The sequence below is a fragment of the Bartonella propinqua genome (assembly GCF_047263965.1).
GTDB lineage: Bacteria > Pseudomonadota > Alphaproteobacteria > Rhizobiales > Rhizobiaceae > Bartonella.
Window position 1 is genome coordinate 18053 of record NZ_JBLEBK010000010.1, and the last position, 19980, is coordinate 38032.

General features: G+C 34.2%; 15 protein-coding genes. 5 read left to right on the forward strand and 10 right to left on the reverse strand.

The window, feature by feature from the left end; translation table 11 throughout:
* Positions 1-63: 63 nt before the first annotated feature.
* The 5 genes from ACMFKV_RS06395 (at position 64) to traG (ending at position 9333) form a co-directional block, all read left to right on the forward strand.
* On the forward strand, positions 64-492 hold the full coding sequence (locus ACMFKV_RS06395; RefSeq protein WP_413154789.1) for a hypothetical protein: 429 nt from the start codon (positions 64-66) through the stop codon (positions 490-492).
* 223 nt (positions 493-715) lie between these two features.
* Positions 716-2407 (forward strand): BID domain-containing T4SS effector, encoded by a 1692-nt coding sequence (locus ACMFKV_RS06400; protein WP_413154791.1) that lies wholly within the window; start codon positions 716-718, stop codon positions 2405-2407.
* A gap of 760 nt (positions 2408-3167) precedes the next feature.
* Positions 3168-4814 carry a BID domain-containing T4SS effector gene (locus ACMFKV_RS06405; RefSeq protein ID WP_413154792.1) on the forward strand — a complete coding sequence of 549 codons (1647 nt, stop codon included), beginning with the start codon at positions 3168-3170 and terminating at the stop codon, positions 4812-4814.
* An 802-nt stretch (positions 4815-5616) separates the two neighbouring features.
* Positions 5617-7251: a BID domain-containing T4SS effector gene (locus ACMFKV_RS06410; protein ID WP_413154793.1), complete on the forward strand. Its 1635-nt coding sequence runs from the start codon at positions 5617-5619 to the stop codon at positions 7249-7251.
* 162 nt (positions 7252-7413) lie between these two features.
* Positions 7414-9333 carry a Ti-type conjugative transfer system protein TraG gene (gene traG / locus ACMFKV_RS06415; RefSeq protein ID WP_413154794.1) on the forward strand — a complete coding sequence of 640 codons (1920 nt, stop codon included), beginning with the start codon at positions 7414-7416 and terminating at the stop codon, positions 9331-9333.
* A 1055-nt stretch (positions 9334-10388) separates the two neighbouring features.
* On the opposite strand, the gene sbmA is transcribed toward traG, so the two are convergent.
* From sbmA to ACMFKV_RS06465, 10 genes are all read right to left on the reverse strand, one after another.
* Positions 10389-11594, reverse strand: coding sequence for a peptide antibiotic transporter SbmA (gene sbmA / locus ACMFKV_RS06420; RefSeq protein WP_413154795.1), 1206 nt, complete (start codon positions 11592-11594; stop codon positions 10389-10391).
* 493 nt (positions 11595-12087) lie between these two features.
* Entirely contained in the window at positions 12088-13335 is a 1248-nt protein-coding gene (gene repC, locus ACMFKV_RS06425; protein ID WP_413154796.1) for a plasmid replication protein RepC, read from the reverse strand.
* Between the two features lie 345 nt (positions 13336-13680).
* Positions 13681-13956 (reverse strand): hypothetical protein, encoded by a 276-nt coding sequence (locus ACMFKV_RS06430; protein ID WP_413154797.1) that lies wholly within the window; start codon positions 13954-13956, stop codon positions 13681-13683.
* Between the two features lie 4 nt (positions 13957-13960).
* On the reverse strand, positions 13961-14641 hold the full coding sequence (locus ACMFKV_RS06435; RefSeq protein ID WP_413154798.1) for a ParA family protein: 681 nt from the start codon (positions 14639-14641) through the stop codon (positions 13961-13963).
* A gap of 154 nt (positions 14642-14795) precedes the next feature.
* Entirely contained in the window at positions 14796-15359 is a 564-nt protein-coding gene (locus ACMFKV_RS06440; protein WP_413154799.1) for a recombinase family protein, read from the reverse strand.
* A gap of 847 nt (positions 15360-16206) precedes the next feature.
* Positions 16207-16500 carry a HigA family addiction module antitoxin gene (locus tag ACMFKV_RS06445; protein WP_413154800.1) on the reverse strand — a complete coding sequence of 98 codons (294 nt, stop codon included), beginning with the start codon at positions 16498-16500 and terminating at the stop codon, positions 16207-16209.
* A gap of 16 nt (positions 16501-16516) precedes the next feature.
* On the reverse strand, positions 16517-16795 hold the full coding sequence (locus ACMFKV_RS06450; protein WP_413154801.1) for a type II toxin-antitoxin system RelE/ParE family toxin: 279 nt from the start codon (positions 16793-16795) through the stop codon (positions 16517-16519).
* A gap of 350 nt (positions 16796-17145) precedes the next feature.
* Positions 17146-17355, reverse strand: coding sequence for a hypothetical protein (locus tag ACMFKV_RS06455; protein ID WP_413154802.1), 210 nt, complete (start codon positions 17353-17355; stop codon positions 17146-17148).
* Between the two features lie 476 nt (positions 17356-17831).
* Positions 17832-18197 (reverse strand): hypothetical protein, encoded by a 366-nt coding sequence (locus ACMFKV_RS06460; RefSeq protein WP_413154803.1) that lies wholly within the window; start codon positions 18195-18197, stop codon positions 17832-17834.
* Entirely contained in the window at positions 18197-18877 is a 681-nt protein-coding gene (locus ACMFKV_RS06465) for an AAA family ATPase (protein WP_413154804.1), read from the reverse strand. Before ACMFKV_RS06465 ends, ACMFKV_RS06460 begins: the two co-directional genes overlap by 1 nt.
* Positions 18878-19980 lie beyond the last annotated feature (1103 nt).

Sequence of the window (19980 nt, forward strand, 5' to 3'; positions counted from 1 at the left end):
TACTGCCAATTTAAAAAATGTTGTTTGACAGTACATCCCCATAAACAAAAAAGTTAAAAGACAATGAAAGATAAAAAGATACGGTTGGCATTTACTTTAACACCCATTGCTTTTCATTCTTTAACAATATTTTTTGTTCCTTATTTGGTATCATTTTTGATAAATGGAATAACGCATCATCAAGCCTATTTTTGTTCAGAGCTATTATGGATGTTGGAGTGCATTGTTATTTTGTTATTGATTGGCACCATATTGCAACAACTGCGCCTGCACAAAACGATCACGTCTGTTTTGACTATCTTTTTTTATCTCATCGCTTTTTACTCTTTTGGCAATAAAATGAAACGCTTCAGTTTCTTCCTTAATCAACAAAGAATGGCTTACATAGCGGCTCTAAAATTCATCAACCTCATAATTTTCTCTGACGCAATTACTGGCATCTTTGCTTTGAGCAATGCAACACCTCAAAGCCTCTGCGCAAAAAGAATGTAAAAAAGGAACGGTTTATTAAAATAACCCCCGCCTAATTCTTTTGCATTTTTTCTACAAACGCACTGCAAGATATGTGTGATGTAACCAGTGCTCTCCACGTAATTTGAGAGGATAACATTTTATTCAACAATGCTCAAAACTTTAAAAAAATACGCAAGGGAAAATCTTCATAAGAAGCATTGAACATCCTTATGAAAAGCATTGTGTTACAAGGATCACCACTATGAAAAAATCAAAAGAATCATTATCAGCATCACCTGACAGACGACCTGCATCTTCTCATTATATCTACCCTCATAGCATTACGCTAAAAAATAAATATGGAATAAGAGAAGTTGAAACCTTTAATAAAAGATATGAACATGATTTAAAAAGAGAAATGATCAATCTGCACAGAGAACCTTTACCAGAAAAGATTGATTCAACTTATCTAAAATATATTCATCAATACTTGTTTCAAGGTATTTTTGAGTGGGCAGGAATGACCCGCAATCTCCCATTTGTATTTGAAGATGGCAGCGTTGCTTTTATGCCAATAATTGCAAGATCAGATCAGACAGCTGCTTTTGCAGAAGGTGACGAAATCCAAGACGGGTTAGATAAATTAGATCAAATGCTTGCTGAAAAAAACAGTTTGCAAAATTTATCACGCGAAGACTTCATCAATAATGCAGCGCAAATGTTTGCCTTGCTCAATCACATACGCCCTTTCAGAGAAGGCAATGAGCCTGCACAACAGATGTTTTTTGAAAAGCTTGCCAAATTTGCAGGTTATAAGCTTGACTTTTCACTTGTAACACAAGCACGCATAGAAAATGCCAATGTTGCAGTAGCGCGATATAATTATTTCGCGCCAATGAAACATATGTTTGAAGATATTTCTGATCCTTTCAAAGCAGCTGCATTAAAGGAATCAATGAACTGTATTCACTATATAGAACGCAAAAATATCAATGATTGTATTATTATGTCTGCGAAAGAAGGTAATACCTATAGAGGAACTTATCGTGGTTATGGAGCAAAAAGCTTTACAATCAATGTGAACGATACTTATATTGTCAGTCATGTAGATCATCTCACACCAGAACAACGTAAAACGCTAAATATCGGAGATAGTGTTACCTTTACAGTCCCAAACGCCGAAGATTTAAAAAAAATTCTCATCCCTAAAGAAAACTTAGCACCTTTAACAAAAAACGAAATTGTCACAAAAATTACAGAAAACACCTTTGTTCAAAAAAGTCAAAGAGAAGTCTGTCGCCTATCAGAGCTCGTTTATGGTAATTCGAAAGCATTAAGTGAACAAATGAAGCTGGTGCATACAAATCCCAGCTTTGGTGAGCAAATTGTTGAACAAATTGTAAGATCTCCTAGTTCTATTTCTAAAATTGCAGGCATCTCATTTTTAGGTATAAAAAGTGCAGCGCACAAAGAAGCTGAAAGTAATATTATACAACTGAGTGCTGCATTTGAAAATTTTACGGATACTGTAAAATATGCCAAGAAGCGCATCGATGAAAAACATCAAATAGAGCAACAACGCCGCGGGCAAATGGTAGAAGTACCAAGCAAAATGGTGCAATGTGTTCTTTCTTTGCCAAAAAGAATACAGCAAAAAACACTCGTGAGCTCTCCTTTACTACGAGAAGAGCTCTGTGACTTTATAGAGAAAGTCAACTCTCGCCTCTCATCAAGCGAGCGTCAAGCAATCCACGATAAAAATTACGCAAAACTCATGCATAGTATCGGCATATCAGAACATAAAGCAAAGGAAATTACAACAACTGTTACACAAGCAAAAAAAGCACATCAACTCGCACAAACTCTACAAATAAATCGTTCAAAATCAGAAGCACAATTACTCATCCACGTCCCAAAAATGAATCGATCGCAGTCAATGGACATGGTTATTTAAACTATTATTGCTTTTTCGTTTTAACACGCATGGAAAAAAACTTTTTTAGCAATATCTTACTCACAAAAAGGTGTCATTTTACTATATAGCCCGATCAGAAAGTTAAAAGACAATGAAATACACAAATATGCAGCTAGCATTTATTTTGACGTCCATTGCTTTTTATTCTTTAACAATATTTTTTACTCTCCGCTTAGTGCCATTTTTGAGAAACAGGATGAGGCAGTATCAAGCTTATCTTCGTTTAGAACCAGTGCTGATGTTCATTGCTGCTTTGTCGTTGATTGATATTGTATCGCAAAAGTTGCATTTGCGCAAAATAATCATACTTATTTCCATTGTCTTTTTTAGTGCTGTTATTCTTTACTCTCTTGACTGTGAAATAGGATGTTTAAGCTCCTCCCTTAATCAACAGAGCGTAAATTATACTCTAAAATTCATGAATCCTATGTTTGTCTTTTGCAGCATTATTTCTCTTTTAGTAATTCAATTCATAACAACCTCTCCGCACATAAGGAATGTACAATATGTAAAAAAGAAACTGGTCATGAGAATAATACCAATGAACCATTCTATATCTTTTATATTCAAAGTAGCGACAAAAGCACTGCGAAACATTTGATACAACCAGTGGCGTACATGGCAAATTGCGGGAGCCACACTTCATTCAAAAATACTCAAATCTAGGAGGGCATGCGAGGGGAAAATCTTCATAAGAGGAATTCAATACTCTTATGAAAATATTTATAAGGAAATAACCATGTTAAAAGCGAAAGAAGTCTATACTGGTCATGCAGCAAATTATTTCTATACTCGCAGTAAAATACCAAAAAATAAATATGGTATCAAAAAATCTAAAGATCTTAATAAAAGATGGTTGCATGACGCAGCAAGAGCAATCACCACTCTGGAAAGAGAACCCTTTCCAAGACAGTTTAGTTCCGAATATCTAAAATATATTCATTACAGCTTATTTCGCAATACTTTTGATTGGGCTGGAAAAACCCGTAACATGCCCACGACATTGGAAGATGGTACCCTTGCCTTCATGATGACAATGGAACCAGCACAATCAGGCGTTTCTTTTGCAAGCCATGCACAAATTGAACAAGAATTAAAACAATTCGATCAAATGCTTGTTGAAAAAAATAATTTACAAAATTTATCACGCATAGATTTTATCAATAATGTAACGCACCTTTTTACCTCTCTTAATCATATTTATCCTTTCGTAGCAGGCGGTGAGCATACGGAGCGGATATTTTTTGAAAACCTTGCCGAAAATGCAGGTCATAAAATTGATTTTTCAGTCGTGACAAAAACACGTATGCACACTGTCAGTCTACTGGCTGCAAAATATGGTGATCTCACTCCCATGAAGGAAATGTTTGAAGATATTTCCCATCCTGCAAAGATGGCTGCCCTACAAGAGTTCATGAAAGGTATGATAGCAGTGAAGGGTGAAGATATTCATGAACACCTTGTTTTAGCTACAAAAGAAAATTCAACCTATCAAGGTATCTATCAAGGTGTTGGCGACAAGAGCTTTTCAATTATGACCAATGATGGAACTTACATTGTCGGTCTAGCAGATCAACTTACACCAGAACAACGAAAAACCTTAAAACCTGGTGACATGTTTATCTTTACAACTCCAATGGAAAAGGACATTCAAAATACTCTTATCCCAAAAGAAACCTTAGCGCCTTTAACGACAAAAGAAATTGCTGAAAAAATTGCAAAAAATCCTACTATTCAAACACTAAAGCAAGAAATCCAAAATTTGTCACAAACTGTTTATGGAAACAAGAAAGTCTTAGATCAAAAGCTGGAGTCGATTAATCAAGACCCAAACGCAAACAAACAGCTTCCTAATCAAATTGCAGGGCATCCTCAATCTTTTCATAGAATTGCAGGTATTTGTGCCTTTGGCTTTTCTACGACAAAATACCAAAATGCTCAAGAGTGTGTTTGGGGTCTCTCTCAGAAGGTTGAAACTTATATAGAAGCTGTAAATAATGCTAAGAGAGAAATGATTAAAGAACATAAAGCAGAACAACAACGCCGCGGTCAACAGATAGAAGTGCCAAGTAAAGCTCTACAAGAAGCTCTCTCTTCACCAAAGGAAATACGACAAGAAACCCTTCAAGCATCTCCTGCGCTGCAAAAAGAGCTCAGTGATTTTATAGAAAAAATCAACAACCGTCTCTCTGTCAGCGAGCATAAAGCAATCAGCTACAAAGAGTATGGAAAACTCATAGTAAGTGTTGGTATATCAGAAGAGAAAGTAAAGGAAATTGTAAAAACCGTTACACATGCCAAAGAAGCACACCAACAGCAGCAGCAGCAGCAGCAAGCCCAAGCTGTTAAATTACACCGATCACAAGCTTTATCTATGGCCAATTAAAAATTGCAAGACTTTACTTCCTTCATTTTAACATTCATGGGCAAAAACTGTTTTGACAATATTTTGTCCATGAAAGAAGGAACAACCGTCGAAAGTTAAGACAAAATGAAAGATAAAAAGACATCGCTAAAACTCATTTTAATACCCATTGCTTTCAGTTTTTTAACAATATGCCTTATTCTTCATTTGGAGTCATTGGTGATAAATGGGATGAGAAGTCATCAAGTTTTTTGGTCTCTTCGTTTAGAGTCATTATTGATGCTGATACTCATTGCTACGGCATCATTGATTTACGCCTTATCGCAAAAATTATACTTACACAAAGCAAGCATATCTGTTCTCGCTGTCTTTTTCTGTCTCATCGTTTGTTACTCTCTTGGCTATTTTAACCATTGGTGCAACTGCAAAATTGCAAAATTAAGTCCCTCTCTTAATCAAGAAAAAATGACTTGAAGCTCTGCTTTTAAATTCACCAATCCCATGATTATCTTTGGCATCATCATCGGCATTTTTCTTTTAGCAATTTTATTCATAGCCAGCCTCTCCTACATAAGGAATGTCAAACATGTAGAAAAAAACATTGCATGAGAATAACACGTGCGAACCATTCTGCTTCTTTTATATCAAAATAGCAATAAAAACACTGCAAAGTGATTGATACAACACGTGGCGCTTATACAAATTGCGGGAGCCACATCTCACCCAAAAGCACTTAAAATTTAAGAGAACATGCGAGGGGAAAATCTTTCATGAGAGTCATGAAATGCTCTTATGGAAATACTACCCTTATAAGGAAAAAACAATGTTAAAAGCGAAAGAAATCTATACTGGTCATGCAGCAAATTATTTCTATGCTCGTAGTAACACACCAAAAAACAAATATGGTATCAAGAACTCTAAAGATCTTTATAGAAGATGGATACACGATGGAGCAAGAGCAATCGTTAATCTGGAAAGAGAAGATCTCCCAAAACAGTTTAATTCTGAATATCTAAAATATATTCATCACAGCTTATTTCGTAATACTTTTGACTGGGCTGGAAAAACCCGTAACATGCCCACGATATTGGAAGACGGTACCCTTGCTTTCATGACGACAATGAAATCAGCGCAATCTGGCATTCCGTTTGCAAATAATACGCAAATTGAACAAGGTTTAAAAGAATTTGATCAAACGCTTGCTGAAAAAAATAATTTACAAAACTTATCACATGAAGAATTTGTCGAAAATGCAGCAAAACTCTTTACCTCTCTTCATCATATACATCCTTTTGTAGCAGGTGGTGAATATACAGAGCGGATATTTTTTGAAAAGCTTGCCAAATCTGCAGGTCATAAGCTTGACTTTTCACTGGTGACAAAAGCACGCATAGAAAATGCCAATGTTGCAGCAGAACGATATAACTATCTTTCCCCTATGAAACATATATTTGATGATATTTCTCATCCCCAAAAGGCGGCTGCGTTAAAAGAAGCAATGAGCTACATACACTATACCGAGCACAAAAATATAAATAATTATATTGTTATGTCTGCAAAGGAAGGTGTTAATTATACAGGGACTTATCGCGGTCATGGAGCAAAAAGCTTTATCATTAACGCAAAAAATACTTACATTGTCGGTCTTGTAGATCATCTCACACCAGAACAACGAAAGACATTAAAACCTGGTGACACATTTACTTTTACAGTTCCAAACACCGAAGATTTAAAAAACATTCTCATCCCAAAAGAAACCTTAACGCCTTTAACAAAAGAGGCAATGTCTGCAAAAGTTGCAAAAAATCCTACTGTTCAAGAACTAAGACAAGAAATTCAATATTTATCAAAGATTGTTTATAATACTGAAAAAGTCCTCGATAAAAAGCTGGAGTCGATTAATCAAAATCCAAATTTGAGCAAAAAACTTCCCACCCAAATTGCAAGACATCCTCAATCTTTTCATAAACTTGCAGGTTTTTGTTTCTGTGGCATTTCCACGAAAAAATACCAAGATGCTCAAGAGTGTGTTTGGAGTCTCTCTCAGAAGGTTGAAGCTTATATAGAAGCTGTAGGGAATGCTCAGAAGGAAATCATTAAAGAACATAAAGCAGAACAACAGCGCCGCGGTCAACAGGTAGAAATGCCAAGCAAAGATCTGCAAGAAGCTCTCTCTTTACCAAAACAAAGACGACAAGAAGCCCTTCAAGCATCTCCTACACTGCAAAAAGAACTCAGTGATTTTATGGAAAAAATCAATACCCGTCTCTCTGTCAGCGAGCGTGAAGCAATCAACTACAGAAAATATGGCAAACTTATAGAGAGTGTTGGTATATCACAACATAAAGCAGAGGAAATTACAAAAATCTTTACACAAGCCAAACACGCACAGCAGCAACAGCAACAAACCCAAGTTGTTAGGTTACATCGATCACAAGCTTTATCCATGACCAATTAAAAATTGTAAGATTTTGCTTCCTGCATTTTAACACTCATGGGCAAAAACTGTTTTGACAATATTCTGCCCATGAAAAAAGATATCCTCTCACACCTTACTGCCAATTTTAAAGGTGTTGTTTACGAACACACCTTGGTAAATAAACCTAAAAGTTAAAAGATAATGAAATATACAAAGACACAGTTAACACTTATTTTAACACCCATTGCTTTTGGTTCTTTAACAATCTTCCTTGTACCTCATTTGTTATCGTTTGTGATAGATGGAATGACAGATTATCAAGCTTATTGGTATCTTCGCTCACAACCATTATTGGTGCTGGTGCTCGTTACGCTTGTATCATTGATTTATACTCTGTCACAAAAACTATACTTACGTAAAGCGATCACAATTATCTCAGCGATTTTTTTTAGTCTCATCGCTTTTTACCACATTGGATATGAAATCAAACGATTAAGTCCCTATATTGGGCAACAAGGAATAACGTGGAGCTATGCTCTTAAATTCATGGATCCCATGGTTGTTTTTGGTACAGTGACTGGCATTTTTCTGTTAGCAATACAATTTCTCACAACTACCCCGCGCACAAGCAATGTAAAGCGTGCCAAAAAAGGCGTTTTTGGTAACGCATCATGGATGAATTTAAGAGAAGCAGCAAAAATCTTCCCTGCAAACGGTCAAATTGTTGTTGGTGAAAGATACCGTGTTGATCAAGATAGTGTGCGTGATATTCCTTTTTCGCCTAGCAATAAAACAACATGGGGAAAGGGTGGAAAAACACCTTTGCTCACCTTTAATCTTGATTTTGGTTCAACCCACATGATCTTCTTTGCTGGCTCTGGTGGGTATAAAACAACAAGTACAGTGGTTCCAACATGTTTGACATATTCAGGATCTGTTGTGTGCCTTGACCCTTCAACAGAAGTTGCACCAATGGTCAAATTTGCACGTAAAAAAATGAGCAATAGAAATGTTATTGTTCTCGATCCAAATTCAATATCGACAAAAAATTTTAATGTACTTGATTGGCTTTTAAACGACAACGTACCACGCACACAACGTGAAGCCAATATTGTAAGTTTTGCCAAATTGCTTCTCACGGATAAAAAATCAGACAATTCTTCGGCAGAATATTTTTCAACACAAGCGCATAATCTCTTAACTGCTCTTCTTGCGCATGTCATCTTTTCTGATGAATATGAAGAAAGTGAGCGCAATTTAAAAACATTGCGCAAAATCCTTTCTCAATCAGAAACAGCTGTCGTTAATCAATTGCGCAATATTCAAGAAACCTCGCCCTCTCCTTTTGTACGTGAAATGGTAGGTATTTTCACAGAAATGGCAGAGCAAACTTTTTCTGGGGTCTATACAACCGCATCAAAAGACACTCAGTGGCTTTCTTTGTCCAATTATGCCGATCTTGTTTGTGGTAGTGATTTTACATCCTCAGATATAGCAAATGGGAATACAGATGTTTTTCTTAATCTCCCTGCAAGCATTTTAAACAGTTATCCAAGCATTGGGCGCGTAATTATTGGTGCTTTTTTAAATGCCATGGTTACAGCTGACGGAAATTACAAAAAACGTGTTTTGTTTGTTTTGGATGAAGTTGATCTTCTCGGTTATATGAATATTTTAGAAGAAGCACGCGACCGTGGTCGTAAATATGGCATATCCTTGATGTTATTTTATCAATCCTCTGGTCAGTTGGTTAATCACTTTGGAGAAGCTGGAGCACGATCATGGTTTGAAAGTTGTTCATTTGTAAGTTATGCTGCCATTAAAGATCTACAAACAGCCAAAGACATTTCAGAACGTTGCGGACAAATGACCGTTGAAGTGACTGGAACAAGCAAATCTAGGGGTTTGTCTCTTGGAAAAAGCTCTCAAAATATCAATTACCAACAAAGAGCACTAATCTTACCCCATGAAATTATTCAAGAGATGCGTCAAGATGAACAGATCATTCTTATGCAAGGACACCCACCTTTGCGCTGTGGACGATCGATTTATTTTAGAAGAAAAGAAATGTTAGCCGCTGCTGAAAAAAACCGCTTTGCTCCACAAGCAAAAAAAAGCTGAAAAACACTTTTTATGGGTATTTTATCCCAAAGCAACATCAACAGTATAAAACAAGGAAAGCAGCACTCTTGGTTTAACAAAAACCCATTAAACAGAAATTCTTATATCCAATAAAGAAACCATGTGGGAAAAGTTTTTTATTGTTGTTATTTTATGATTTGTGCTTATCGATTTTAGCACTTTATACAAGATACAAATTATCATTAGCAATCTCACTACCCCACATAACTTCTACAACCACCATGCCCACGCTTTAAACCCACATTTACGTAAAGAAAAAATCAAACCAGCAGGAGTGTGATATTGCTTTTCATTTTATAATAAACTGCTCATTTCAACTTCAAGATGAGCCATTTATTAAATTTTTAAATATTAAGCTTAAAATAATCTCACTTGAATATTTTCTCTTTTCATGATTTCAACGCGCGTCATATGCAACCTTAATAAAAACACACAAATAAAGACAATAAATCACTACAATCGCATCCAATTAAGTTCTAAGAGATTTTGAAGATATTAAAATCTGGAAACTAAAATTATTGAATAGAGTCACCAAAAAATAAGCCATTCATTGCAGTAATACTTAAAACGATACTTTTCACTGGCAATACCCTACTCTTAAATCATACCCAGATTTAACAGTCATAACAAAATTTATGAAAATTTTCAGTGCTGCTCATATTTTTGGTACTACCATTGTTGCCAATAATGCCTTTGTTATTGGTAACACTAAACAAAGACAAAATTCTCAATGAGACTGAAATATTTAGCTCTCTTTAAAGCCATAGCTTAAAAGAGAGAGGACAACTCTCATTTTTATAATTTTGCATTTCTGAACAACTTTTGTTGATTTTAACAGTGACTGAGAAATAGAAATAAAATATTTTTGTCTCTACTTACACAACCATATTTTATGCAAAAAAAGACAATGTTAAAAATAAATATTATCTTTATAAATTTTTGAGGTAATTTTATTTTGCAAAATAAAAAGGCAGTAAGATAAAATTTATCAAAACAATAAATGATCCTTAACTGCCATGTTATTTTAAAACACTTTAATTATTTTCATTAACAGAGTGTACTAACTCCTGCTCAAAGCTTTGCAAACGTTTATAAATTGACATCAATTCCACCAGAGTTGTCCATGAATTGATAAGATACTGAAAGGCACTTCTTACTTGCTCAAAAACATTGAGGATTTGCGTCATTAATCCTAGCGTAATAGCACCAGTAATGATAGACGGCAGCAACAGTAAGATCCCAATAATATTATCAATCTGCAAATAAAGTATTCGGGCAATGTTGAAATAAACATAGTGCCAATACAATTGAAAGTAATTAATACGTACATCATTGAAGAGCTCTTTGACTGTTAGCGGCGATGCGCGTTTGTCATCGTCTTCTCCATAGACAAGCTCTTTACGGTATGCTGCCTCAGCACGTTGATTTTTGAAATGCAAACCTGGCAGCTTTATTCCCATGATCGCTAACATACCAGTTCCTGCTATTGACCAGATAAGAGCAGCTATCACTAATCCATAAGGCACATGACCTATAATAGGAAGTACTGGAACATATACGGAAAGGTGTATAAGTATCGGTAAAAACGCAATAAGCGTCATGATAGCCTTGATGAGTCCAATACCAAGACTTTCCATTGTGGAGGCAAAACGCATAGTATCTTCCTGCACACGCTGCGCTGCGCCTTCTATATGGCGCAAATGTGACCAATGATTCGTGTAATAATCACTCATTGCTGTACGCCAGCGAAAAACATAGTGACTCACAAAAAAATTATTAAGCACACCTACCACAACAGCAACCAGTGCAATTCCCAGAAAAATAACGATTTCATGATAAAACTGTGCAATGCTTACAGAATTTGGTTTGCTCAATGCAGCTTGGATCAAATCATAAAAGGGCGCATACCAAGCATTAATAGTCACACCAATATCCACTAAAAACCACGCAACAAAAACGATCAATGCTGATCCCAAAATAGACCATTTTTGCCAGCTATGTGGATGAAAAATAAACCAATAGAGGGAAAAAATTCCTACACAAAACGCATAATAAGTGTAAAAAATAAGGTAATTGCCAGACCAAAACCGTACTATGCTAACAGGCGGTGTTTTTGACACATTCAACCACTCCGCAAAATAAAAACTACCGCCTACCTGCCAAACAATAACTGTAATACAGCCCCATATAATAACCATCGATAAAAAACGTTTTGGTTTTGGAAAAAATGAATTGAACATAATATATTCCTGATAAGTTTGTTATCTCATTGATTAATTATATTAAATCAGCACTAGTCTCAAAATTTTATAACCTGATGTTTATCTTTACAGGAAGATTTTTTCACAAACAATGTTGTTCTTAACATTAAAGGAAATTAGATAAAAATTTGATCTACATAAGTATAAAAATATCAATTTTTTTATTTGACTATAAATAAAAACAAGCGTTACATTTTACATGTGTAGCGATCATTATTCTTTTAGTACATATACAGTTTGATTAACGCATAGAACCATTTTTGCGTTAAAAATAGATGAGATCATATACTACAAATTCTGCAATAAGTTTTTAATCATCGCGCTATTTTAATTTTATCGCTTTTGATTTAAGTCAAACTCTTACTTATAAACCACTCCCTTTCAGAAATTTTTATTTAAAGCACTCTATAACCTCAAAAATTTTTTATGAATCTTTTGTAGTAACTTAAAGACAAGCATTCCAATGGATTTCTCATTCTGTTAAATTGAGTAAACCATGTAAAGATCGCTCTAAATAAAGTTCTCCTTTGTTTTGTCGCGCGATCATGCCTCGTAGATATCCTCCTGGTGATTGAATGATCTGTCGACTATATTTTTCTAAAATAATCCCAATAGCCAAAGCAGTTTTCTCTAATCCCATCGATTTTTTTGCAGTCTCAATAGCGCTCGCTGAGATTCCAAGCATTTTAGATAAAAAATCCATAGATCCTATAATATCTTTTGCACCTTTAAGGTTATTATCAAGGTACATTGCTGTATGGGGCATAGCTTTAACCCACATCTCTGACTTAATTTGAAGCAATGCGCAGTCATTTAAAGGAATTGATCTTTCATTTTTGCTGTTATTATTTTCATAAGCTTTTTTGTTGCGACTGAAAGTCGCATTATTTTTTGAAATGTGTTTGGATTTATCCAAACGCTTTTTTTCTTGTTTTTTTGAAGAGTCGTTATTTTGATGATTTGCTTTATTACTTTTACAAATGAAATAAGGGTTTGTATTATGTATGTGCATAACATTTTCGATATATCTGCATAACATTTTATGAGAAAGTAAACGACTTAAAATGAGATTTAAAAGCTTAATAGCTTTCTCAAGTTTAACAAATGATGCTTTAGCAGGAGCACCAATCACTGCTGTAATCTTTCTCACACGTCTCCAAAACAATGAAACAATTGGAACAGTTTCTACAAGTGCAACATAAGAGTGTAATTGACGATAAAGACCACGAAACCGTCGAGCAGCAACATTTTGACGTCTTATCTCTTCTTTGACAGTAACAATCAAATGCTGCAGTTCATGATAACGTACAATTAAAATGCTCAAATCAATTCCACAAGCAGTTATTATATCGCCCTTACAACTGACAGGAAACCGTTTATAATTGCTAGAATCCCGCATAACAATAAGCCCTTTATCAAAAAGGCGAGAAAGAAGTCTGCTCGTATGAACACTACTACATCCAATCTCCAAACCAATCTGACGATTGCTTTTAAAAACAATCGGGATACTTCCTTTTTCAAAAGACGACGTTGGAAGCGTATTGAGCAGAATGTGCAATAACTGCACCTCTGTTGCTTTAATCAAGCCCGTTATTGGCAATTGTCGTACAAGAGAAATGAGCTGACCTCGACTAACATCTCCAATGTCAGCATGATCTGCTTTTTTTATATATTCGATATGATGTGCCCCCATACGTCTTCCAGGCGTCTTTTTAACCATAAACATTTTAACCTCTCTTTTAGAGGCAAAAAAATGATAAAAATACCCCATGTTCTGCAAAATTCCTCTTGCAGAATGACGCTTAATAAATTAAATAGAGAGAAGTTTATTTTATTGATCTTGTAGGTTTTATTGATCTTATAATTCTATAGTTCTTATAGATTTTTGGTCTATTTAATTTACTAAGTAGATATTTTTAGAAACCCTTCTGTTTCAGCAGTTGGGTTTTATTTTTTTGCCATTTGCATCTTCTATCCTTTATATGAATCACTTATCTGCACACCTCGTGCAGTTTTCACTATATTGAAAAGATTTTCTGTTTCAATAAATTAATATAATTTAATATCATTGCTCCTCCATTTTTTGTTCATACGCATTCATGAGAATTTCCAAAAATTCGCCATGGCGATAGCGTTCTTTTTTAGCCATAGTACGAAAGCGGCTAACGATATCCGCATGAGCTTTAATATTGATTTGTTCATCATCCGACTTTTCACGACTTGGAAAAGCTGTTGTTTTATCTATTTCTTTGCGTTTTAGAGCATATGTATCAGACACATTTTTTCGTGGTTCAAAATCTTCAAGATCAGAAAAATTCAATGGTTTTCTTTCATTGTTCATTACTTTATATCCTTTCTTTTCGAGCACGTTTCAATTTTGTAATAACTTCTGCAAAAAATGATTCAACATTACCAATCGCAGTTTCTAAATTATTGACTTCTTTTGCATTAAGAGTGCGATGAGAACCACCCATTGCAAAAATTGCAGAAAAAGCATCACGTTCATTTATTTCTGTTTCAAAGACATCAATTTTTGGATTGTTCTTAAATTGAGATGATATAAAGCGAGAAGTTCTTGATTTTGCAACAACTTTTGATTGCGTAAACAAAATAGCATAAGAGATATAACGTTTTACAATTTTCATATTCCTATGAATCTCTCTAATGATCTCAAGAGCTGCAAGAGCATCTTGTTGCTGTTCCTTCATTGGCACAATAACAAAATCAGATTGGCTAATTGCATAACTTGTGAGCCGAGATGCCGTGCCTTCTAAATCAACAATTACGAATGGATCTCTAGTAGCTGCACTTTCTATCTCATCTAAAATAGTCTTTTCAGATTCATTGGTGACAACAGTTAAATTATTAGGTTTCCCCTGCATTTTAGACCAAGCTGTTATAGGATGGCGCGGATCAGCATCGATAAGAGTAACAGGCTTTACATAAGCCAGCTCGCAAGCGAGCAGCAAAGCAGAAGTTGTCTTTCCGCTACCGCCTTTAGAATTGGCAAATGAAATAACAGGCATTTATTTCCTCATGCAATAAAATATTATATCATATAATATTATAAAATATAGTACTATATTATAACTTAAAGTATAAAAAAGTACTAAAATATACTATTTAATGCACTAGGCAGCAATAAATATTCAGAAAATGAATCTGAGCAATAAAAAACATTCATGGCTTTTTGACAAAAATCTGTCGTTTAAGCCGAAAATAAGTAGCACGAGAGATACCAGTTTTTTCTTTCACAACTTTTGGTGAAAGTCCTTGTTTAATCAAAAGCAAAGCCATCTCTGTTTTTGGATGAGGCTTTCTACCGAATTTTATGCCAGCTTCCATGGCAGCAGTTCGTCCATCATTGGTTCGCTCCAGAATACGTGCGCGTTCAGCTTCTGCCACAGCAGCTAAAATCTGAATAACCATTTTCCCCATTGTTCCTTCAGTACTAAGACCATTTTCTAAAAAACGCAGTGCAATTCCTTTTTTGTGGCATATATTAATAATGTGGATCATATCTGCAGTATTACGCCCAAGACGATCCATTTTCGTGCAAATAATCATGTCATCTTTTTCTGCACGCCCAAGCAGCCGCTGTAACCCTTCCCGTTGATCCGTAGATCCTGTCATCATATCCGTAAAAATGCGATCTTCACGCACTCCAGCTTTTTTGAGTTCAGCGATCTGAAGAGTTAACTTTTGATGATTAGTTGATACTCTTGCATAACCTAATAGTGCCATTTCAGTCTCACAAATCATTTTTAATACAGATTAAGGATCATAATATAAAAATATGATTTATGATACTTATTTTACATGCTTTTAAAATAGTATCAAAAGTTATAAGTTTTGAGACAATTGCTCGTGCATTAAATTAAATGAACATTTTCGAGTGCGTTTAACAAGTGAATAAATATCCATAGAGTATAGATACTGTTTTCAATCACGAATATAGCCTACAAAAAAGCCAAAATCGGTAAATAATTAACCTCGAATTTCAAATTGTCTTTTTAGTGTTTTAACTCTTTCAAAATTAACAACAATTTTGATATTATTTCCCTGCTTAATCAAAAACTTAAGCATTTTTATTTCGTTGCTCCTCCGAAACTCTTTGTTTAAGAGCTTATATAATTTAAGTTGAGGAATCTTCAAAAATTGACTATTCCGCTTCTAGATCAAGTTTTCTTTTTAAGAATTTTGCTAATTGTTTTAGCAAATTGTGCTTTAATCAGCATTTTTGAAGTATCTGAAAGACCAATATCTTCATAAATATTGCAAAACTTCCGTAAAATATATCTATTTTCATTTTTTTCCAATTTTTTCTAAATCTAGATGTTCTTTAATAAAATTGATATTTGGTTTAAACGCAGCAATGCCATGGGTTAACTTTTTCTGAAAGCCATGAATAGTAATATATAAAGAATCTTTTCATATTGTAGTTCTTATTGATTTGAGCAAAGAAAGAATAAGAATACGATCAGCACTAGGAGAAAATTTATATAAGTTAGAGGAGACAGAATATTCTGGCTTTAACATATATATCTGTTATTTAAGCTAATAATGATGTATTAGGCCAAAAAAGCTTTTTTTATACCGCAGCTATATTTGGTAACAAAGGACGTATACTAGGCTGAGGATGTTTTCGCGCTTGTGCTAAATCATAGTTTGTTTGCATAGCCAACCAAGCGCGTGCAGTGCTAACACCAGCCATCTCAAGCCTAATAGCTAGATCAGGACTAATCGCAGCCTTTCCGTTTAAAACCCTAGAAAACGCCACACGAGACATACCAAGTCTCGCTGCCGTTTCAGTAACAGATAAACCAAGCTCTACGATCACGTCTTCGCGTAATAATTCACCAGGGTGGGGAGGATTTTTCATCATTGTTTTGCACTCCTTTTCAATGGTAATCTAAATAATCGACCAACTCAACATCTGTATCTTTAAATCGGAATATTACACGCCAATTGCCACTGACAGTGATTGACCAATATCCCTTAAGATCACCTTTTAGCGGGTGTAATCGAAAGGATGGATAATTTAAATCATCGGGTAACATGGCTACTTCAAGTGCACCTAAAATACGCCTTAATTTTTCAGCATGGGCGGCTTGGATTCCTTTTGTCGTATCAGTACGGTAAAAAGTCTCAAGCCCTTTGTGTCGAAATCCTATAATCATAATTTACTATATCGTGTATCGTTACAAAATACAATAAATAAAATTTATATTTATGAAATATGTTCCTTCCTTTTTGATTTTTTTATCATCTTCCTATCGTTTTTTCATGTGCTGATGATTAAAATTTTATCTTACGAGAAAACATTTTCTGTATTAATTTTTAAAATCCAACCAAGATTCTAAAACGAGGAATACAGTCAAAGTATCCAAAATTTTAAGCTCCCCAACCAAAGCTCAAAATAGTAAGTTCCAGAAACATAATACGCATCGTCAAAAACATGCTCAACACCAATGATATAACTATAACCAGCAATTTTAGTATTATCAGTGATTTTATTAAACAAATTCACTCAGACATTTTCGTAAATTTGAGCATTATCTGAAATTTTGCTGAAAATTGTAACTTTAGCATTGTCGCAGAGTTGGGTATTTCTAGTCACCCATGCTCTATTGGGTAATTTAGGCATTGCCATTAACCTCACAAAACCACGTATACAAAAGCTGCCAAAAAGCATAACAGCCTTACCGTAAACATTGGCATTGTAAAAACCCAACATCATGACTTAAGTTCTTTTTTAACTTTATCTAGCTACCTACATCTCCAATTTTGATGAATCCAAAGCTCTTAACCGCTTTAATTTAATAAAGAACAAAATTATTCTAAGAGAACACATAAACCGTGAATTCGTATTTAGGCTGCATGGGACGATCAATAAAATATAAAACTCTCAATCAATTTGGTGTTTGATTATTTTTGAACATCAATTGTGAACAATAAGATTGTTGCTCAACGAAAGCACAAATTAATAAAAATTAATCTATATAACCTTAATTTTTGATATTGTAACCCAATTATACCACTATATAAAATCTAATGTACAAAGTGCAAATTATTAAAATTACTACCTAATTTAGCTAAATATTGTACGTAAAGTATATGTACAACATATTTAAGGCATACATATAACGTATAATTAAAATATATTTAACATATGTTATATGTAAACACAGTATATTAGTGAATATAAAAAGGCGCTCATTGAGAACTTTTATAGTGATGGATCAAGAACTCTAAAACATCTCCAAGAGTTAAAATATTTTGTCCAGATGGCGTCAATTTTTCGGCAAGTGCCCGAAATTCTTCATCAACATCAGGTCGAATTGAAAAAGTTATGCGATTTGTTTTCAAACTGCGGCGCTTAGAGCGACCATCAACATGACCAGATTTTGTTAAATGAATAGACATTTGGGGGGCATCAAAAGATGCGTGACGCGTCGTAAAACCGCTTTGTTGTGCGATTTTATCAATATCATGCTTATCACGTTTGGGAGCTTTTGTTGTAGGTTCTAAAGTAGATAGATCGTTTAAAACTTGAAATGTTGATTTTCGTTCTTTTATCATTACATGACACCTTCTAGCTTTAATGCTTCCACCACATCAGCGGTAACTTGTTCCGCATTTATTATGGCAGACTCAGCATTTGATACATCTGCTTTGTTGAGTTCATAAAGAGTACATCCAAAACCAAAAATAGAAGAAAAGGCAGCTTTATTCATAATTCCATGTTTCAAAACAGGAAGTTTTGCTTCTATCAACTCTTGACGGATTTCTTTTTCTTCACGCGTTTGGATAACAGAGCACTTTGAAAACATAATACGATAAGGAATATTATTTCTCCTCGCTCTTCCTTCACGCGCTATAAAGGAAACAACTTTTGCTGCTTCACGACTATCAAGTTTTGTCCCCGTCATAGGAATAATAACCATATCTGAACGGCTAATAGCATACGAAGCTGTTATATTTGCTGATCCTTCGAGATCAACGATAACAAAGCCAAATGTATTTGCTGCTTCATCTATAACATCTATAATAGTATTTTCATTGACTCTGCCCTGAACCTCTATATTGGGTGGGTAATTAGGACTAGCGTTTTGCCACCATTCATCAGCAATAGGCTGATTGGGATCGGTGTCTATTATTTTCACTTTCGACCCATGTTTTGCCAAAACTTGTGAAAGAACAAGCGCTGATGTTGATTTTCCAACACCGCCTTTTGTTGAACAAAATACGATTGTCGGCATACATAAAAATCCTTATGTGCGTTTTTAATATGTGATATTTATACATGACATATATTAAATATACGTTAAACATATGTCTTAGATATGATCTATATATGTTTTACATATATATTACGTATAAATAACATATGATTTACATATGCTATTTATAAAGTATATGTACAATTGAGTATTTACTTGAATATTTTATATTTTTTATATATTTGCAAAATAATTTTTAGAGTAAAAATTGAAACAAATTGACAATACGAGGGGAGATGACAGCTGACTGAAAAAAATAATTTCAGACGAAAACAACAAATTAACTTCAGAAAAAATGAAAAAATTTGCTATCGTCGCTATTCACCTTGATATGGTCGATATATTTTTAGTACCAAAATAATATTTGCGAGTTTTTTATCTAGTGGTATCTGTTTTGTTGGCTTTCCTATTATGCTTTCTTTTCATTGCATCTGTGATAGCTATGGTAAGCTTATTTATTTTTTCTTTGACAACAAAACACAAGTGGAAACAAAGGAAAGATAAAAGCATAATCAAATCTTTTCGGCAGTTTATGCGCAATTGCTTTTTTACAGTGTCATCTTATTTTCTTACGATTCATAAGGCGTTTTATGTGAAGCGCACAAGACGATATGATGTTGATATTTGTCAGTATACGAAATGAAAATGCAATGTAATGGCTTAGGCATAGCTTAAGCAGAGTAGAATCCTTGAAATTTAAGGTAAGGATTAATATTAAACTGGAAATTCTATCTTGAGAAAACTGACGAATGGAAAATATAAAAAACTTTTTTGTTATGTACGGCTAGTCAGTTGTAAAAAAATATACAGCGTAGATAATTTTAAAAAAGAATGGGAAAAAATGTTTCCTGAGATTCTCTAAAATCAGATAAAAATTGCAAAAATGTATTACAGATTAATCATGAAATATTTTTTTTCAAAAAATTTATAATTCAGAGCCTAGAGTAGGATTTTAAAAGAAAAACCTGTAGACGATAGAACCTGATAAGCGCAATATAAAAGAAAAAACTCATAATCTTTTTCTTTGGTAAAGGTAATGATAAAATTTTTTGCCATAAAAAATAAATTATATACGTAAATAT